Source organism: Rickettsia sp. 109562A South Dakota (assembly GCF_055791265.1).
Genome location: NZ_CM147703.1, coordinates 1,180,447 through 1,200,186 on the forward strand (window position 1 = coordinate 1,180,447; position 19,740 = coordinate 1,200,186).

Genomic DNA, 19,740 nt, shown 5'->3' on the forward strand with positions numbered 1-19,740 from the left:
ATAGCCCATTATAAGTATTCCGACAATTACGCATATAATAATTAGATGTTTTTTTGCAGCTCAGGATAATAAAAATTTTTTATCTTTGCTTTATATAACAGATAAACCGGTAATAAAATTGCAATTATTACAAGAATCATACCGGCAAATCCTAAAATTGTAATAAAAGCATTCGGTACTACTACTGCTACAATATAAGCCGGTAGTATAGTAACAATAGAAGAGGTCATGTTACGAATTACCACATTCGGTATCGCATTCATAAACATAGTTTTAAGGGAATCACATAGCCCTACCCCTACTCCAAGTATTGATGTAGCGATAGCAAGAGTTGAAATTATCCAAACTAATAATTGTACGGACTGCCATTTTGCTATATTACTTAATTCCTTAATTAAATCTCCGACTTCTACATTACTTGTAATCATTTGTTGATAAAATGTTGGATTATTATGATGTACTACAATAAGAATACTACAAGTCCAAATTATATATACTACTGCAGGAATTAAGCTTCCAAATAAAAACGCCGTCTTTAGCATTTTTGTTACAATAATTAGTTAAGGTATGGAATATGGCAGATTACTTGAAACCCAAATGAAGTAAAAACTACCGGAGTTACTACACCCCATATAGATATTTCTTTATAATTTGGTGAGAATAACGGTAAATCATCCCACTTAATCATGGAAACAAGTCCAATAACTAAAATTGCAATTATTATAAGCAATCCGATAAATAGCACACGATTTATATAATCTACTAACTTTAGAGGTAATAATAATATTAGAATGCTAATAATAACATACCATGCTCCTATATAAGTTATACTTGTATTTAAAGCTAATAACTTCTGTAATATTGAAGAACCTCCGTATATAAATACTGCAAGTAAAGCATATGAAAGGAGCTTAAGGCTTACCGTGCCGATGATTTGAGCAGTATGTCCTGAAAAATATTTTCCAAGTGTTCCGAGTGTTAAGCCTTTACCAGCTTGAAGGTTAAGCTCTAAATTAATTAAAGAAGTATAATACATTATAAACCAAAGTATAAACATCAATATTATACTAGGTATTATACCTAATTTTGCTAATACCATAGGCAGTGCTATCATACCGCGACCTATGCAAGTACCTGAAATTAACAGGATTGAACCAATAAGTTTTGGCATAATTTCATGCAATTTAGATTAAAGAAAAAAGACTTAATTTTCGCTAAAAAGAAAATCAGCTAAAAAAAGAAGATAAGAATTTTAAAGAATAAAAAGTTTTGATAAGTAAAATTAACATTTGTATAATTTTGTTAAAATATATATAACAATATAATATAATTATATTAATAATTTATGTCAAATTATTAATATTGCTTTTTAATAGCATTTTTATATATTCTTATTGAAATTTACTATATTTAAAAATGCAGAGATTAGCCAAAGTAATTAGTAATTCAGGAGTTTGTTCTAGACGTGATGCTGAAAAGCTGATAGCTGAAGGGCAGGTAAAAGTAGACGGCATTACAATTTTATCACCGGCTACAAATGTTGATATTAGTAATCAAATTGAAGTATCCGGCATATTAATCAATCAATCGCAAAAACCAAGGCTTTGGATCTATTACAAGCCTGTCGGTTTAATTACCACTCATAAAGACCCTTTATCTCGTAAAACCGTGTTTGAGGACTTAACCGGTTTACCTCGTGTGATTTCAATAGGTAGATTAGATTTAAATAGTGAAGGTTTGTTATTACTAACTAATAGCGGTGATTTAGCAAGACAGTTTGAATTACCGTCAAATAAGTTAAAGCGAGTATATCATGTCAGGGCATACGGAAAGCCTGATATTCTACTAAAAAGTGATTATAAAAATTTAGAAATTGACGGGATATTTTATAATCCCCATTCAATCAAATTACTAAGGGGAAATAATACTAACGCTTGGTTTGAAATAGTTTTATTTGAAGGAAAAAATCGTGAAATTAGAAGAATATTCGAGTATTTTGGACTAAAAGTTAACAAATTAATTAGGGTTCAATATGGTAGTTTTACAATAGGTAATCTAAAACCTGGAGGTTATAAAGAAATAAATAATACAATACTGGAAAAATAATTAGTAATGTGTTATTACTAATGCATTTTAACTAATCATATAAAAAACATATGACAAATCTTAATATATATAAATGTGAAGAAAAAGACTTAAATGATTACCTTGGTTATATAAAAGATAACCCTAATGTTTCACTAAATGATTTTATCAAAAATACCTATTTCTCTAATGATAAGGACAAAATTGTTATTGCTAGTTTAGCAGATCAAGAGATCAATGATAGAGATTTAACGAATGCTAATTTGCAAGGTACAATACTAACAGATACCGTATTTAATAATTGTGATTTAACAAATACCATATTATGTGATTCAGATTTAACAAATGTAAAATTTAATGATTGTAAATTTATCGGTACTGACTTTAGAGGGGCAAATCTTCATTACACAGATTTTAATTATAAAGATTATGATTATGATAACTATAAAATCCCCAATCTAAAAGATAAAATACGAGATATAAAACTATCTTTTTCAGATCTTGAAAGATTAAATAAATACATAGATAAAGATTTAGAAAAAGAACGTATTAAAGAAATAGTTATAGACGAAGTTACAAACAAAAAGAAATATATTTTGGCTGGGGAAGACGAAAAAACTTTATGGGAAGTTAAATCAAAAGAGCTAAAAACCAAGCAAGAAGAGTTAGAAGATTTAAAGCAAAACTTAGATAATCCTGGGATTGCTACCAATCTTTTAAATGCTTTTTGGAATAGTGCAGAAACTATTGCTCAAAACCGACAAAATGAACTAGCGAAAATCAACCTATTACAGCAAAAAGTAAATAAATTAGAAACTGAGGTGCATTCTTTAGATAATCTCAGAATGTTCTGTGGTAAGGGTCTAGATGGTATTTTTGAGCAGCTAAAAGACGAAAAAATACAAATAAAACTAGATCCGTCATATATTATAGGTTCGACTGCCAAAGAACGAGATATATCGAAAGAATATATAAAATTAACTTCTCAAGAATTTGATCTATATTTAGCTGAAGCAGCAAAACAATCTGACACAAAATTATCTCTTACCGAATTTGTTAGAAAGAAAAAAAACCTTTCAGAAGATATACATATAATTCCTGATCTTTCAGAAATTGATTTATCAGGTAAAACTCTTACTAATCTTAACCTGAAGAATACATTATTTGCTTCAGCTAACTTAGAGAATATTAAAATCTCAAATTGTAACCTAGATTTTACTAATTTTGAAGGATCTAATTTACAAAATGCTGTTTTTCAAAATGTTACAGCTCGTAACGCAGGATTTCTTTTTGCTGATCTTAAAAAGAGCAAAATTGAAAATAGTGATATGTCGAGAAGCTATATGCCCAAAGTAGATTTATCTGAAGCAGAGGTAACAAATAGCAAATTTAATGCGGTTATGATGGTTAATGCCGATGCCGCAAAGTTAGTTATTAAAGATTCAGAATGGCAAAATTCTAATCTTACTGGTATATCGCTTGCTTACGCAGATATGCAAAGAGTTCAAATGCAGGGAGTAGTTTTAAATAATGCACTGCTAGATCAAGCAAATATCGTTTCTACTAATCTTGAAAATGCTTTTATGAATAACGCACATGCGTTAGAAGCAAAATTCAAAGAGCAATGTAACATGAAAAGCATCACTGCAAGGAATGCCTATTTTAGTGATACTGAATTTGCAAATATATTATCTTTAGAAGAAGCAGATTTAAGAAATGCTATTATGGAAAGAGTTAATCTTGTTAATGCTAATATGAACAAGGCTTTACTTGATAAAGCAAATCTTGAATATGCTAACCTTACCGGTGCTATACTTACTGATGCAAGCGCACAATTTGCTAAGTTAAGTAATGCTACTTTAGAAAAAGCAGAAGCTGAAGGATTAAATATTTCGGATGCTATTGCTAAAAATATTAATGCTAAGGAAGCCAATTTTAAAAACGCAATAATGAAGCGAGCTGACCTTACAAACGCTAATTTAGAAAAAGCTATACTTGAAAATGCTGATATGCAAGCAGCAGAAGCACTTGATGCTATATTTAAAGAAGCCAATCTAAAACAAGCAAATCTAAAAGCAGCAAATCTAGCTAGAATAAATAAAGAAGGAGCAGATTTTGATAAAGCAAAGATCGATGATGCTACAAAGATGCATGATACTAAAGGTGAAGCTAAAGGGAATTTAGAGCATCATGATAAAGACGATAAAAAAACATCTGTAAATGTTAACGAACATGCTAAATTACAAGATAAAATTCATGCAAGAGAGAAAAGCGGTTGGTTCCTGAAAACCGGAGTGGGACAGCTTTGTACAAAACTTGCTAAAAGTACTACATCAGGAATTAGCAGCGTAACAAATTTTTTAGCAAGTAAAAAATTTTTAGTAGGGGTGGCAATAGTAGCGGGGCTTGCAGTAGCAGCTGCACCTTTCGTAGCAATGCCTGTGTTATTAGTCACCGGCACGGCACTAGCTACTAAAGCTGTCATTCTAGGAGCAAGTATTTTGGCCGGTGGAGCAGTTGCTGCCGGAACTTATAAATTTACCCAAAAACCTTTACGCAATATTCAAAAATCATTTGAAAATTTGACTAGCAGTATAGATAAATATATCTCACCGCCTCCTGAAAATATTGATGAGTTAGTAACAGAAAAGCAACAAGCAAGACAAAAAGCCGAAACAGAAAAATCTAAAGAAAGAGAAGAAAATTTAAATAATGTAAATAATAATATTGATAAAGCTAAAGAACAAGATATTTTAAAACAGGCACAAAATAATTTAAACCAAGAAACGCCAAAAGTAGAAATAAAAGAAAAGAAAGATAAAACTGTAGAAAAACAACAAACAAAATCTAGTACATTCGCAGCAAAATTTAAGCCTAACACTAAGAACAAAGGATTCGCTGCAAAAATAAAAGACGAACAAAAAAATCAAGGTCAACAAAAGAAACATATAACTAAATAAGTGTTAAAAATAATATCCGGTAAATATAGAAACCAAATTATACCTACCGCTAAAAATATCAAATATCGACCTTCCACCGGTAAGCTCAAAGAGGCAATATTTAGTATATTAACCTCCGGTGAGTTTACCGATAATAAATTATTTAATGAAAATACTCACATACTCGATTTATTTGCCGGTAGCGGAAGCCTTGCTTTTGAGAGCCTATCAAGAGGAGCGGGTCTTGCTACCTTAATTGACATTGATCCGTCTTCATTAAAAATAGCAGAAGGATTTGCTAAATCTCTAAATATTGAAAATGAAATTAATTTCGTTAATCTTAATGCCTTAAATCTACCGAAAGCAAATAAAGCTTTTGATCTTGTATTTATCGATCCCCCTTATCATAAGGATATAGTACCTAAAGTAATGAAGTTACTGGTAAAAAATAACTGGCTTAAAGACGGTACTATCATAGTTATTGAGATGGCTAAACTAGATGACTATGTTTTAGATGAAAATATTGAAATTATACGTGAAAAACTATATGGTAAGAGTAAATTATTGATTTTAAGATATACCCTTGCAAAATGAAAGGTTGGTAGACGAAGATCAACTGGGGAAAGAGCAAGGAGTTCACAAGGCAAGGAGCGGAGCGTATACTTAATACGTGAGCACCGTAGAACTTGTAGAACGACGTAGCCAATTTTTGAAGTTCTATCTGAGTATACAATGACCAAAGACAAAAAGCATTATACATGTTCTAATTGTGGAAATATTAGTCCTAAATGGTCAGGGCAATGCTTTGATTGCGGTGTATGGGGCAGTATTGTTGAAGAGATAGTAAGTTCAAATAAAGCAATTGTTAAAACAGGTAGCAAACAAGATTTCGATAAGCTTTCCGGTAACGTCGCCGAGCAGTTACGCATCCCTACCCCTATAGGCGAATTAAATAGAGTGCTTGGCGGGGGTTTAGTGCGTGGCTCTGCTATATTAATAGGAGGCGACCCTGGTATAGGCAAATCTACTTTGTTACTGCAGTTAGCAGCAAGTAACTTTGCATCAAAGATGAATTGCTTATATATCACGGGTGAAGAATCATTAGACCAAATAAAATTAAGAGCTATAAGACTAAATCTAACTAATTATAATACAAATATTTTAGCAGCTACTAATTTGGAAGATATTATTGCAAGTATAGAAGCTAATAAAAATAATATTGATTTAGTAGTGATTGATTCTATTCAAACAATTATGACAAAAGAATTATCCTCACCTCCAGGCACTGTTTCGCAAATTCGTACATGTGCAAATGCACTCGTTAATTATGCTAAGCAAAATAATATAATTATCCTGCTAAGCTGTCATGTAACTAAAGACGGGCAGCTAGCAGGTCCTAAAATACTTGAGCATTTAGTTGATACCGTATTATATTTTGAGGGAGATCATAATAATCATTTCCGTATTTTACGCTCATACAAAAATCGTTTTGGCGGTGTGGGAGAAATAGGAGTATTTGAGATGAGCGGCAGCGGACTTATTGAAGTAACAAATCCGTCTGAACTATTTTTAATGAAGCGAGAGCAGAATGTTATAGGTACGTCTATTTTTGCAGGAATTGAAGGTTCAAGACCGTTACTTATGGAAGTACAAGCCCTCATAGTACCCTCAAATATGGTAACTCCTAGACGCTCTGCAGTTGGTTGGGATGCTAACAGGTTATCAATGATACTTGCCGTACTTAGTAGTAGGATAGGACTTAATCTTGCTAATGATGAAGTATATTTAAGCATTGCGGGGGGGCTTAAAATTGCCGATCCTGCTTCGGACCTTGCAGTAGCAGCGAGCTTAATATCTGCCGCAACAGGTAAGCCCGTACCTGAGCAAAGCGTCTTCTTCGGCGAAATAAGCTTATCGGGTGAAATAAGAAAAACTGCAAAAGCAGAAACAAGAATAAAAGAAGCCGTAAAACTTGGATTTAATAAGATTATCTGCTCTAAACTTGAAAATTTAACTTATGACTTTATATCTTCCGTCTCACATTTAAAGGACCTAAAAGAGATAATTAAATGAGTATAGTTTATGAAATAAGAAATTTAGAAGAAGCACGTGATTTTTTATCTAGTGTAGAAGAAAAGCGGATATTAACAAATCATGCCTCTAGCGTAAAATATTACGGTATGCTAGCAATTGATTATATGTTTAAAACTTTAAGCAGAGAATTTCCTGAGAAAGTTTTAGATCTTGCTGTAGATGTAGGAGATGATCACGCCGCTTTATTTACTGCAATCAAACTAGGGTATAAGAATATAATATATACAGGTAATTCAAATGAAGTTAGGGCATTATTGCGTGGATTGGAAAAGCGCCCACTTGTCATATCGTGGCTTGACCAAGTAGTATACGAATGTCATTCCCGCGTAGGCGGGAATCCAGAAAAAAATGATAAAAACAAAGAAAATTAAAACTTAGTATACAATTTGTTTAAAAACCTGGATTCCCGCCTACGCGGGAATGACCTAGAGAGCTGGGGAAATGATATAAAAGAAAACTTAAAATATACAAGTCAAAAAACATAGTATTTACTAAAAAACCATGAATATCAAAGATATAGGAGTAATAGTTGCTAAAAAACCTTTAAAAGAAAATACCTTTATTATTACGGTTTTTACTAAAAATTATGGTTTATATTCGGGAGTTGCAAAAGAATCCTCTAAAAAAAGCAAATTTATATATCAAGAAGGTAATATTGTAGATTTTCTTTGGCAGGCAAGGCTGCATGAACATATCGGCATGGCTAAATGTGAACTCATCAAATCTTACACCGGTTATTTTATTACAAATAAAGCTAAATTATATGCCTTTAATTCCGTTATATCTTTAATCAAAGAGTTATTTCATGAAAGAGAAGAACATTCTAATTTTTTTTCATTTCTAATTAACTATTTAGATAATTTATCAAAAAATTTTTGTTTTCGTGATTATATTAATTTTGAGCTGGCTTTACTTGACATAGCAGGTTATAAACTCGACCTTAGCAAGTGTGCCGTTAGTAATGTAAAACAAGATTTATACTATGTATCACCTAAATCAGGTAGAGCATTATCATATGAAGTAGGAAAACCTTATAAAGATAAATTATTGATTTTACCAAAATTTTTACTTTCAGATAATAGAGAGATTACATTAGAAGAAAAAAGACAAGCTTTAACTCTAACAAACTATTTTTTTAATAGATATTTATTTCATAATAATAGACACGCTGAAGCACGCCAAGCTTGTATGGAGTATATTCTTAATCGGTGTCATCCCGCGACTTGATCGCGGTATCCAAAAAATAACTTATAATATACATTTTTTAACATTTTTACTAGATGCCGTGATCAAGTCACGGCATGACAAAGAATAGTTTATGAAAATACTAGCATTTGACACGGCAAATAATACTGCATCGGTAGCAATATCCGAAAATGAAAATATTCTTGCATATATAGAAGAATTACGCCCTTCTATGCAAGCAGAAAATCTAATGCCCATGATAGAAGACGTAATGAAAGCAGCTAAATGTTCATATGATGATCTAGATTATTTAGCGGTAACTACCGGTCCCGGTAGCTTTACCGGTATTAGAATAGGTTTAGCTAGTGCTAAAGGTATATTATTTGCCAAGGAAAATATTAAAGCAGGGGCAGTTAACAATTTTGAATATGCTTATTTTAGAGCCATAACTCAAGTTAAAAATTACGATAAGATATATGTCTTTTTAAACGCCTACCGCTCACAGCTTTATATGCAAGTTTTTCATAAATCAGGAAAAATAGAAGAGGCGTTATTGATAGATTTCGAGTATGCTATAAAGTTGCTTGCAAATGAGAAAGGTAGTATAGTTTGCTGCGGTAGTGGACTTGAATTTATACATAATCAAATTATGCATTTACCGAGTATAATAACCTTGCCGCGTTTTGCACGAGTTAAAGCATGGGTCATTTGTAGATATATTGCTAGTAAGGGGCGATGCGGTATAAAGTTAAATAGCTCTATCGAACCGCTTTATATACGCCCTCCTGATGCTAAAATAGCTAAAAAAGGATAAGATTTAAGAAAATCTTATCCTTAATTTATTTAGAGTGCTGTTATTTCATCTTCTAAGTCAGAACCCAATCCAGAATCATTATCTGATAATGCTCCTGATAATTTCATAGTAAAATTACCATTATACGGTTCTACTTCTTGCTTTACACACTTCTTGTCATGTATTAAGGTTATTATTTTCCCAACTAATGATTCTGATAAATCATGATCATCCGAGTCAATAATATCAACGATTCTCACTAGACTTTCATCTGAGGCGTGATAAATTATTGTAGCTAGCTTATCATTTGAAATATTACTCATGATTCTTTCTAAATTTTCATTTGGAATAATATCAAGCTTTTCTGCAAGTTTTGCTTCTCCTGCTAAAATAATTATATTTTCAAGCTGTTCATCAGAGATATCCTCATTTGATAATTTTTTTAGTTCCTGCTCGACGAGTTCATCTAAAGAAAGGGTTTTATCTATATATATATTTAATTTATCTAATGGAATAAATTTCATTAATTTTTCAAAATGCCAAGGCATAATATAATTAACTAATTTTTGTGCTTGTTCATCGGAAACATTATTAATTAATTCTGCCAATTTTTCATATGTCATCTTTTCAAAAATTTCATCTAATTCATTCTCAGGTGTGTTTAAAATTTCTTCTACCGGATCATTAGGAGCTTTTTGAAATGATAAATTAAATTTAAACCCAAAGTGATAAACTTTATCAACTATAGGCTTTATTGATTCTTTAATAGTTGCATATGTCGTTTCTGCTTTCTTTTTGATTTCACTAAAACTATTAGCTCCAAAATCATAAACTGTTTTTAATGATGAACTAAATGAACTGAAAAAACTTTTGCTTTCATGTGCATTAGTTACTTTTTCACTATCATCAAGCTTATCTAAAAGATCTGTAAATCTGATTTGAGAGATGCCTAGAATATCTACCTTACCTTTTACTGCTTCTTGGGAGGCTATTTTAGAATTTAAAAAAGGATATTTAGCTTGAGCTTCTATTATTTTTTTATTACATCTTGCACTTTCTTCGTCATACTGCTTAATCGAATTATCTAACACTGCTAAAAATTCAGTATTTTCAGCATTTTTTTCTTTATCAGTAGTTTTCTTTGGATAAGTTATAAACTCAAATTCATCGTTAGCAAGATAGGAGGCTGGTTTTGGAGAAATATTAGGTGTGATTAAATTTTGTAACTTATTAAAAATTGATGTTATTCCCATAATTCTCCCTCATTTTTTATTATAATAATCAGCGTTGCATTATAATAAAAATTATAAGGAGGTCAAGATAAATACTAATAATTATTAACTTTTTATTATATTTTACTTAAATGATTAAATGTATCAAGGGAGGATATCTCACTAAATGTCATGCCCGCAGAAGCGAGGCTTTGTTGCATGGAACTAGATGTCATCCCCGCGAAGGCGGGAATCCAAAAAAATAACCTTAATATTGACAAAATAAACCTAAAAAAACAAGTTTTTTATAGGTTTTACTGGATTCCCGCAATGACATAAAGAGTATTACCGATCCACGCAACAACGCTGAGCTTGTAGCGGGATCCAGTTAAAAATACTAAAATTATTAGTACTATAAGTTATATTTTTGGATACCGTGATCAAGCCACGGGGTGACAATATTATAAGCAATTATTAATCACTATAATTGTCTCTGTTCTTGAATTAGCTCAAAAACTTCAACTACGTCATTTTCTCTAATATCTTCGTAATTTTCAAATGCTATACCGCACTCATATCCTTCTCTAACTTCTTTAACTTCATCTTTAAAGCGTTTTAAGGTTTTGAGTTTTCCTTCATGAATGACTATATTATCACGTAATAGGCGTACGCCCGCTCCTTTCTTAATAATCCCTTTAGTTACATAGCTACCGGCAATTTTTCCGACTTTGGTAATATTAAATACCTGTCTAATTTCTACGCTTCCGATATATTGCTCTCTGACAATCGGGTCAAGCATACCGCTCATAATGGCTTTTACGTCATCAATTAAATTATATATTATACTATAATATCTAATATCAACTTTTTCTTTTTCTGCGGCAGTTAAGGCATTTGCCCCTGCTCTAACATTAAAGCCGACAATAATAGCCGAAGAAGCATGTGCAAGAGATATATCGGATTCCGTTATCGGACCTACACCGCTATGAAGTATACGCAGTTTTATCGCATCACTCGGTAATTTTAATAAGCTACCCGAAATAGCTTCAACCGAACCATGAACATCACCTTTAATAATTAAAGGTAATTCCTTAATTTTACTATTACCGGAAGCTTTCAAAAATAAATCTTCTAAACTTGAACGCGGAGCAATAGATATTTTCTTTTCTTTAGCAAGACGCATTCTATATTCAGCTATATCTTTTGCTTGTTTCTCGTTTTGTACTACGTTAAATTTATCACCGGCAAAAGGCACTTCGTTTAAACCTTGAATTTCTACAGGAACAGACGGAGTTGCTTCCGCTATTTCTAGTCCCTTATCATTAGTCATCTTTTTAACTTTACCGTAAGAAGTACCGGCTATTATAATATCACCGTTTTTTAAAGTACCTCGCTGAACTAATATAGTGGTTAGCGTTCCTCTTCCTTTTTCAATTTTTGACTCGATTACAACACCGGCAGCCGAACCGAAAGGGCTTGCTTTTAAATCCTGCATTTCTGCAATTAATAAAGTTGCTTCCTCAAGTTTATCTAAGTTAATTTTCTTTAGTGCCGAGATAGGAATAACCATAACGTCACCCCCTGCTTCTTCGCCAATAATTTCATGAATATATAACTCGTTTTTTACACGCTCAATATCAATATCAGGCTTATCAATCTTATTAATAGCAACAATTATAGGAACACCAGCTGCTTTCGCATGATTAATTGCTTCAACCGTTTGTGTTTTGATTCCATCATCTGCTGCGACCACTATAATAACTATATCCGTTACTTTAGCACCTCTTGACCGCATTTCCGAAAAAGCTTCATGCCCGGGAGTATCAATAAAAGTAATTGCTCTACCGTCTGCAAGAGTTACTCTATAAGCACCGATATGTTGAGTAATTCCGCCTAGCTCACCTGCAGCAATATCTGTAGATTTAAGAGCGTCAAGTAATGAGGTTTTACCGTGATCTACATGTCCCATTACCGTCACAACCGGTGCACGTGTTCTTAAATCTTCAACCTTATCATCACTAATTAAAACATTTTCAACATCTGATTCTTGGACTCTTTTTACTGTATGCCCTAAATTTGTTGCAACTAGTTCCGCCGTATCGGCATCTATTGCTTGGCTGGCATTAGCAAGAATACCAAGCTTCATTAGTTCTTTAATTACATCAGCCACTCTTTCAGACATAGCATTTGCAAGATCACCGACTCCGATAACTTCCGGTATCGTCACTTCTCTATATACTTTCTCGGGTGCTTGCGATACTAATTTACGTTTTTCTTTTTCTCTTGCTCTTTTTATAGAAGCAAAACTTCTAGTTCTACCACTACCGCTTTCATCGTCACTCAGCATATTGAAAAGATCAGCTTTTTTGAATTTTTTCGGTTCTTCTAGCTTAATCTTTGGTGCAACTACTTTACTCTCTGCTGTTTTATCTAACTCTTTCTCTGATTCTATACTGTAACGTGTTCGCATCCCTACTAAAGGAGACTTTACAAAAGTTTCTTCTTTCTTTTTAGGTATTTGCGACGGTATATCTTCATCACCTTGAACGATTTTAGCACTAACTTCTACTTTATTTTCTTCGGTATTTTGCTGTTTTTGTTCAACTTCTTTATCAGTTTCTAGAGTTTCTATTTTTGAGTTAGCAGACTGGTTAATACTTGCAAGTTTACTTAAAGTGCTTATTTGTGAAGGGTCATTTAATTTAGATTGCTCAGCAGCTTTTTTAAGAATAGATAAACGTCTGTTAAATTCTTCCTTATTAGCATCAATAACAGTTTGATCTAAGCTATTTCTCTCTTTATTTAATGAAAGGGTAGTAGTACTACCGGTAGAGCTTTTTCTAACTTCTACTAGCGTTTTAGATTTAGCATTAACAAAGCTTTGAGCTCCTGTAAGAGAGTCAAAAGACTTATTAAGCGATAATTTTGAATTGCCAAGCGTCAACTTTTTGGGTTTGATTTCCTGGTTATCCGTCATATTTAAAACCTTTGTGTTTCTGTTTTTCCCGTCTATTACGGAGAAAAGCTAATTGTATAATTCTGTACTGATGTTATTTCCGCAGAAGCGGGAATCCAGAATAAATATTCTAATAATAACAGGACATACTTGATAAAACAAACCTATAAAAAACAAGTTTTTATAGGTTTTTTCTTACTTCCTGCTTTCGTAGGAATGACATACACCCTATACCCAATCCTCTAATGACCTTTTAATTCGCCATGCTGTCTAGCAGTTTTAATCAGCAATTTAATATTTTCGTCCGTTATATTAGAATTTGGAGCTAAATTTTTAAATTCATTTACGCGCATCTCTCCTAAATCTTCTATGGTCTTTATACCATATTCGGCAAATTTTAATATTAATTCAAGCGGTAATTCTAATATATCTATTAATTCTTGCTCAACTCCCAGCTCCTCTAACTTTTTGATAATCTTTTCATTTTTAAGGTCAACGTAATTAATAGCTCGATTTTTGATCTCTACGGCAAGTGCTTCCTCAAAACCTTCAATTCTTGTTAAAGTACTAATCTCACTACTTGTAATTTGTTCTACTGAATTAAATCCCGTTACCGATAAAAGCTGACCTATAACTTCTTCAACATCCAAAGCTTCCATAAATAATTCCGTAGAAGTTAAGAATTCTTCATTTCTTCTTTTTGACTCTTGCTCTTCGGTCATTATGTCGATATTCCAACCGGTAAGCTTAGAAGCTAAGCGGACATTCTGCCCTCTTCTACCTATTGCAATACTTTGATTTTCTTGCGAAACTACTACTTCTACCTTATGCCTATCCTCATCAATCAAAATTTTTGTAATTTCAGCGGCTGCAAGCGGTGCAAGAGCATTAACTATAAACTGTGCAAGATCATTACTCCATAATACTATATCAATTTTCTCTCCGTTTAACTCATTTGTTACGGCTTTTACTCGATTACCTCTAATACCTACGCATGAGCCTACGGGATCTATACTACTATCCGAAGCAAATACCGCTATTTTTGCTTTTGAACCAGGATCACGTGCTACCGATTTTATTTGAATAATATCTTCAAGAATTTCAGGTACTTCTAGCTTAAATAGCTTAACCAGCATTTGGTTATCTACTCTAGACAAGAAAATTTGAGGTCCTTTTGTTTCTTGCCTTACATCCTGTACATATGCTTTTATACGATCATTAGGTTTAAAATTCTCGCCCTTAATTAATTGATCTTTTTTTATTATTGCTTCAGCACGACTTAGATCGACTATTATATCACCGTATTCTATTCTCTTAACTATCCCGTTTATAATTTCGCCTTTTCTATCTTTAAAGTCATGATATTGTTTTTCACGTTCAGCTTCTATAACACGTTGAGTTATAACTTGTTTTGCAACTTGAGCCGATACTCTAGCATGATCAATCGGCGGTAAATATTCATATATCTCATCACCGATTTTAGCTTCCGGATTTTTTATTAAAGCTTCTTCAAATGAGAGTTGCGTTAAGTAATCTTCTACATTTTCTACTATTTTTAAGATCCTTAAAAGATTTATCTCACCGGTTTTCCTATTTATCTGAGCTTTAATATTATATTCATTACCGTATTTTTTTCGTCCTGCTACTTGTACCGCTTGTTCAACCGTTGAAATTAAAATTTCTTTTGATATTCCTTTCTCGCGAGCTACAGAATCTATAATTTGTAAAATTTCCACATTACCTATATTAGACATAAATTATCTCGTATTGCTTTAGCAATTTTTTAAATACTTCTTCCGTTAAAACTAGATTAGCATTTTTAATTAAATCATAATCAATTAGTACTTCTTGTTCTTCACATTTTAAATATATTTTATTATTTTCGGCTTTAATGATTTTACCCTGATAACGGGTTTTGTCGTTCAATAATTCTTTAAGTTTGATTTTAACTTCTCTTCCCAAAAATCTATTATAATTTTCAAACTTTACTAACGGACGTTCAAGGCCGCTTGATGCTACTTCTAAAGAATATGCATCTTCTATCAAATTTTCAACATCTAGAATAGCGGAAATAGTCCTACTTGCTTTAGTACAATCTTCCACAGATACTTTTTCGCAGTTTAAGCTATCAATCAATATCTCAACTACTTTAGAGTTAACACCTTTAAACTTAACAAGAACTAACTCGAACCCCATATCCATCAAGGATTCTTCTATTACATTTGTTATTTGTTGTTCAATAGTTTGCATATTCGATGTTTATAACAAAAAAGTGGGATAAACCCACCTATCTATAATTTTTATAATGCTTATCCGTAATGAAAATACACTAATTAGAATATATAAGCAATATTTAACTTCATCTTTTTCGTACTTTATTGTCATTCCCGCAGAAGCGGGAATCTAGGAAAACATATAAAAAATTTGTTTTTTTATATGTTTATTTTATCAAATATGTACCTATATTAAGGTTATTTTTCTAGATTCCCGCCTCCGCGGGAAAGCGTTGTTAAGTGGATCGATTTCACCTCTGTCATACCACGACTTGATCGCGGTATCCAGTAAAACTTGACTACTACAAGTTGTTTTTATAAATCCCATGGTCAAGCCACGGGATGACACTGAACGCGTTTTTCGATCCACGCAACAATACCTTCCCGCGGAGGCGGAACCTTGTTATTAGACTACCGATATCATTCTTAGCTAAAAGCGGCTTTGTTGCATGGATCGAAAAAAGCCCTCTGTGTCATATCGTGGTCTGATTGTAAAACGATATATTTATAAATGGGCAAATACTCGATAATCCCTCTTGCCCGCTTAGAGATGGATCATAATTTCCTCCTGATGAGCAAAATTCTTCTACATGAATTAAAGTATCTACACCCCCCATGTTCTCTTCTAATATATACTGCACATAATTGTTAAAAGAATTAGGACCACAAATTTCATAAGTTTCACCTTTTAAAAGGCCTAATAAAAATTCTTCAGCTATTCTACCGGTATGATAATGTATATTATCGTTCCCATTAATATTATCATCAGTATCTTGAGTATAAAATTTATCATAGTGAATTTCAGTATCACATATTGCTGCAATATCAGTTAATTTTTTTACAGCTGCATCTAATTGAAATGTGTCACTGTTTTTATTTCTAGTAGAGTGAATAATGTGGATAACGGCGGGAAGCTTAACATTTTCTTCATTTGTTATACTATTAATCCTAGAAATAGAATGGCTTTCCCCTGACCCGCCGCTGATAAGAACGAGATCTTTATTGCTTTCTATATCCGACTCAATATACGAAGGGTGTACTTTTACTAGCTGATTTTCAGAATCAAATAGATACTTTGTTACAGTTCCATTAGGATTTTTCTTTATTAGACATTCATAATAATGACCTTCTTCATCATGACCGGTTTTTATAACTGTAAATTCACTGTATTTTTCTCCTACTTTAACAGTAATAATTTCCCATATTTGTGCGGTATTACTTCTTGTTCATTTTGTCTATAAAATTTTATTTTTGACGTATTTTTATCAGCACCTTCTATTTCGATTTTTATTTTATGACCTTCAAAACTCTCTATGTTATATTTTTCTTTTAATTCATCGTATTGCTTCTTTTCGGTACTTACAAAATGCTCTCCTACTATATTTAATATTTCCGTTACTAACTTGTTACCCTCTTCTACACTTGATATAAGTTCTTCAGCAACAGGTTGATATAGCTCTGAAGGAATATTACGTCCTACATGTATACCAACAATTTTTGATACCGCTTTTAAATTTATGATCATTCTCTAACGCTGATTGGATCACTTCTAAAAGATCTACTTCATCTGTTTCATTATATGAACTTAAAGCCTTTAGAATACTACTGCCGGTAAGATTTAAAAAATTTTTCATTGCATTTGGCTGTATTCCTTTCTCAGGTTTTTCGGTATTAAAACTATCAATTATTAAAAAATTCATTTACTACTGCTTCATATTTAGCTGCTAAATTTTCATAAAAATTTAAAGATTTAGTAATATCGAAATTCTTAAATAGCTCAGCAGCTTTTCTTATTTCTTTCACTATAATTGTTCTAGACATGATAACTCTTTTTTAATAATATAACTCTTACTATAATATGTATTTAAAATACATATTATAGTAAGAGTTATATAGACGTTTTTTTGTATATTCAAGATAAAAATAAATAAAATTTTTATGCAGTTAACAAGTTTTACCGACTACGGGTTACGTAGCCTTATATATCTTACTTCAAAACCGGAAAGAATTTGTAGTGTAAAAGAGATATCAGAGTACTATAATATTTCCCTTAATCATTTGGTAAAAGTGGTCCATAGATTAGCACAATTAGGATATATTAATAGTAGTAAAGGAAAAGGAGGGGGAATTAAGCTAGCATTTAGTCCTTCTTCCATGAAGTTGGGAGATATAATAGAAAAATTAGAACCTAATATGGATATAGTAGAATGTTTCAATAAAAATACTAATAGCTGTAGAATTACAAATTCATGCCAATTTAAATATTTTATTAAAGAAGCAAGTGAAGCATTTATAAAAACATTGAATAATTATACATTAGAAGATGCAATAATTACTAAAATAATTCAAATTAAGGATAAGTTATAGAAAAATAGCCATTTTTTCTTTTTCCACATATTAAAAACTCTTTATTCCCCTTAGCACCTAGTATAGGGCTTTCTATTATACCGAATATTTTAAAATTATGCTCTTTCTCAAGCCAATCTTTGATTTTATCGCATACTTTTTGATGTAGAATAGGATTTTTTATAATACCGCCTTTTTCAACCTCATGCTTTTCGACTTCAAATTGCGGTTTTATTAAAGCAATAAGCATACAATCTTCTTTAGCTAAATTTAGTGAAGTCGGTAATATAGTAGTTAAACTAATAAAGCTGGCATCACAAACAATTAAATCAGGCTTCATTGTTATTTGTTTATCGGTTAAATATCGTGCATTAGTCTTCTCAAGCACTTTAATTTGCAAATTGTCGCGTAATTTAGGATGAAGCTCACCATACCCGACATCTACGGCAAAAATTAATTTTGCTTTACGCTCAAGTAACACTTGGGTAAAACCACCGGTGCTACTACCGATATCAATACAAACTAAATTTTCAGGAGTAATTTTAAAATCATCCAAAGCGGCAATTAACTTTAATGCACCCCTTGAAACATAATTATGCTTCGGTAGCTTTACCTTAATGTTGGTGTCATGTATATTAACCTGTATCCCGGGCTTAATTAACTGCTCATACTTATTATGTACTTTACCTTGGATAATCAAGCTTTGTGCTATGGTAATATCTGTTACAAAACCTTTTTGCAGCAAATATTCATCAAGCCTTATTTTCGTTGCTTTAATCATTTTAATATTTGATTGATTTGTCCTAATGGAATTAAATTAGTATTTAAAAAACTACCGTTTTGCTCTCCATGATAAACTAAATAATTTTCAATATTAGGATCAAGTTTAGAAAAATAGGTTAGATTCTTAATAAAATCTGCCTGTAGAGTGGAATTAAATTTAATCTCTATCGCTTTGATCTTACCGCCCCACTCACCAATACAATCTATTTCATATCCGGTTTTATCTCGCCAAAAATAAAAATTTGTCGGTAATCCTAAATTTAATCTACCTTTTAAAAGTTCTAATATAACTAAATTTTCATATAATGCCCCTTTAAGGTCATGACTTTCTAATTGTTTATCTTGTTCAAGTCCTAACAAATTGCAAGCAATACCGGTATCATAAAAATACAATTTCGGCATCTTTATAAGTCGCTTGTTAAAATTTTTATAAAATGGCTGAAGAAAAAAATAATATAGCTCGCTTCAAGTATGTTAAGCCACTGCCTAGCCGTAGTATGCGAAATACCGCAATCTTGGGCAAGAGATGAAAAATTCACAATCTGGCCTATGCTGCCTGCACATAATTTAAAAAAATTATGAAATTGATTTAAATCACCGATATTTTTTAGTTGCCGCACATCTCGTTCAATATAAGTCTGAATATAGTTTGGATAAAAATCAAGGGAGGATATATTTAGATTATGCACAGAAGGATAACCGCCCTTAAATATAGAAGTTAAAGGATTTTCTGCTTTTTGAATTTCAGCACAAGGCTAAGAGGTAATAAAGTAACCATCCCAATACGCCCTGCAAGGGATTGTGTTATATGATGATTAAGGGCAAAATTTTGAGAACCGGTAATTACATATCTTCCTTTTTGAGGTGAGTCATCTACTATCCCTTGTAAATAAGATAATAACTCAGGCACATGTTGCACCTCATCAAAAATAGCTCCATTATAATATCTAGATAAAAAGGCGCGCATATCTTCTTTTGCTTGCAGTCTAATATCTAAATTTTCTAACGATACATAAGGTAAGTGAGGAAATAACATTTTAGCTCGAGTAGTTTTTCCTGATTGTCTAGGACCGGT

The 19,740-nt window shown here is 32.0% G+C and carries 18 protein-coding genes and 2 pseudogenes; 8 read left to right on the top strand and 12 right to left on the bottom strand.

Annotated features, from left to right (window positions below):
* Positions 1–41: 41 nt before the first annotated feature.
* Together ACIAS7_RS06600 and ACIAS7_RS06605 are read right to left on the bottom strand one after the other, a co-directional pair.
* Entirely contained in the window at positions 42–542 is a 501-nt protein-coding gene (locus ACIAS7_RS06600) for an aromatic amino acid transport family protein (RefSeq protein ID WP_473198715.1), read from the bottom strand.
* A gap of 14 nt (positions 543–556) precedes the next feature.
* Positions 557–1,171, bottom strand: coding sequence for an aromatic amino acid transport family protein (locus ACIAS7_RS06605; protein WP_473198716.1), 615 nt, complete (start codon positions 1,169–1,171; stop codon positions 557–559).
* A 245-nt stretch (positions 1,172–1,416) separates the two neighbouring features.
* Here ACIAS7_RS06605 and ACIAS7_RS06610 point away from each other — a divergent pair, with 245 nt between their 5' ends.
* From ACIAS7_RS06610 to tsaB, 7 genes and pseudogenes are all read left to right on the top strand, one after another.
* On the top strand, positions 1,417–2,106 hold the full coding sequence (locus ACIAS7_RS06610) for a pseudouridine synthase (RefSeq protein WP_473198717.1): 690 nt from the start codon (positions 1,417–1,419) through the stop codon (positions 2,104–2,106).
* A 50-nt stretch (positions 2,107–2,156) separates the two neighbouring features.
* A pseudogene (locus ACIAS7_RS06615) lies at positions 2,157–5,041 on the top strand (pentapeptide repeat-containing protein).
* Positions 5,042–5,045: 4 nt separating this feature from the next.
* Positions 5,046–5,618: a 16S rRNA (guanine(966)-N(2))-methyltransferase RsmD gene (gene rsmD, locus ACIAS7_RS06620; RefSeq protein WP_473198718.1), complete on the top strand. Its 573-nt coding sequence runs from the start codon at positions 5,046–5,048 to the stop codon at positions 5,616–5,618.
* A gap of 138 nt (positions 5,619–5,756) precedes the next feature.
* Positions 5,757–7,097 carry a DNA repair protein RadA gene (gene radA, locus ACIAS7_RS06625; protein ID WP_473198719.1) on the top strand — a complete coding sequence of 447 codons (1,341 nt, stop codon included), beginning with the start codon at positions 5,757–5,759 and terminating at the stop codon, positions 7,095–7,097.
* Entirely contained in the window at positions 7,094–7,489 is a 396-nt protein-coding gene (locus tag ACIAS7_RS06630; RefSeq protein ID WP_473198720.1) for a hypothetical protein, read from the top strand. Before radA ends, ACIAS7_RS06630 begins: the two co-directional genes overlap by 4 nt.
* Positions 7,490–7,619: 130 nt before the next feature.
* Positions 7,620–8,345, top strand: coding sequence for a DNA repair protein RecO (gene recO, locus ACIAS7_RS06635; RefSeq protein ID WP_473198721.1), 726 nt, complete (start codon positions 7,620–7,622; stop codon positions 8,343–8,345).
* Positions 8,346–8,436: 91 nt separating this feature from the next.
* Positions 8,437–9,117, top strand: a complete 681-nt coding sequence (gene tsaB, locus ACIAS7_RS06640; RefSeq protein WP_473198722.1) for a tRNA (adenosine(37)-N6)-threonylcarbamoyltransferase complex dimerization subunit type 1 TsaB — start codon at positions 8,437–8,439, stop codon at positions 9,115–9,117.
* A gap of 29 nt (positions 9,118–9,146) precedes the next feature.
* On the opposite strand, the gene srfC is transcribed toward tsaB, so the two are convergent.
* The 7 genes from srfC to ACIAS7_RS06675 all read right to left on the bottom strand — a co-directional run bounded on the left by srfC (position 9,147) and on the right by ACIAS7_RS06675 (position 17,357).
* Complete coding sequence (srfC, locus tag ACIAS7_RS06645; RefSeq protein WP_473198723.1) at positions 9,147–10,349, bottom strand: SrfC family effector protein; 1,203 nt, start codon at positions 10,347–10,349, stop codon at positions 9,147–9,149.
* A gap of 439 nt (positions 10,350–10,788) precedes the next feature.
* Positions 10,789–13,284, bottom strand: a complete 2,496-nt coding sequence (infB, locus tag ACIAS7_RS06650) for a translation initiation factor IF-2 (RefSeq protein WP_473198724.1) — start codon at positions 13,282–13,284, stop codon at positions 10,789–10,791.
* Between the two features lie 221 nt (positions 13,285–13,505).
* Entirely contained in the window at positions 13,506–15,017 is a 1,512-nt protein-coding gene (nusA, locus tag ACIAS7_RS06655) for a transcription termination factor NusA (RefSeq protein WP_473198725.1), read from the bottom strand.
* Positions 15,010–15,513 (bottom strand): ribosome maturation factor RimP, encoded by a 504-nt coding sequence (rimP, locus tag ACIAS7_RS06660; protein ID WP_473198726.1) that lies wholly within the window; start codon positions 15,511–15,513, stop codon positions 15,010–15,012. The genes nusA and rimP overlap by 8 nt, the downstream gene beginning before the upstream one ends.
* Positions 15,514–16,713: 1,200 nt before the next feature.
* Positions 16,714–17,061, bottom strand: coding sequence for a hypothetical protein (locus ACIAS7_RS06665; RefSeq protein WP_473198727.1), 348 nt, complete (start codon positions 17,059–17,061; stop codon positions 16,714–16,716).
* Positions 17,006–17,236, bottom strand: coding sequence for a hypothetical protein (locus ACIAS7_RS06670; protein WP_473198728.1), 231 nt, complete (start codon positions 17,234–17,236; stop codon positions 17,006–17,008). Before ACIAS7_RS06670 ends, ACIAS7_RS06665 begins: the two co-directional genes overlap by 56 nt.
* Positions 17,217–17,357, bottom strand: coding sequence for a hypothetical protein (locus ACIAS7_RS06675; RefSeq protein ID WP_473198729.1), 141 nt, complete (start codon positions 17,355–17,357; stop codon positions 17,217–17,219). The genes ACIAS7_RS06670 and ACIAS7_RS06675 overlap by 20 nt, the downstream gene beginning before the upstream one ends.
* 117 nt (positions 17,358–17,474) lie before the next feature.
* On the opposite strand from ACIAS7_RS06675, the gene ACIAS7_RS06680 reads away from it, so the two are divergent.
* Positions 17,475–17,903, top strand: coding sequence for an Rrf2 family transcriptional regulator (locus ACIAS7_RS06680; protein ID WP_473198730.1), 429 nt, complete (start codon positions 17,475–17,477; stop codon positions 17,901–17,903).
* Here ACIAS7_RS06680 and ACIAS7_RS06685 read toward each other — a convergent pair.
* The 3 genes and pseudogenes from ACIAS7_RS06685 to ACIAS7_RS06695 form a co-directional block, all read right to left on the bottom strand.
* The gene (locus tag ACIAS7_RS06685) at positions 17,887–18,663 is read right to left on the bottom strand and encodes a TlyA family RNA methyltransferase (RefSeq protein ID WP_473198731.1); all 777 of its coding nucleotides are present in this window, start codon (positions 18,661–18,663) and stop codon (positions 17,887–17,889) included. The two genes, ACIAS7_RS06680 and ACIAS7_RS06685, sit on opposite strands and share 17 nt — an antisense overlap.
* Positions 18,660–19,354, bottom strand: a pseudogene (locus ACIAS7_RS06690) (ATP-binding protein). Before ACIAS7_RS06690 ends, ACIAS7_RS06685 begins: the two are co-directional and overlap by 4 nt.
* Before the next feature lie 29 nt (positions 19,355–19,383).
* On the bottom strand, positions 19,384–19,701 hold the full coding sequence (locus ACIAS7_RS06695) for an AAA family ATPase (protein ID WP_473198732.1): 318 nt from the start codon (positions 19,699–19,701) through the stop codon (positions 19,384–19,386).
* Between the last annotated feature and the right edge of the window lie 39 nt (positions 19,702–19,740).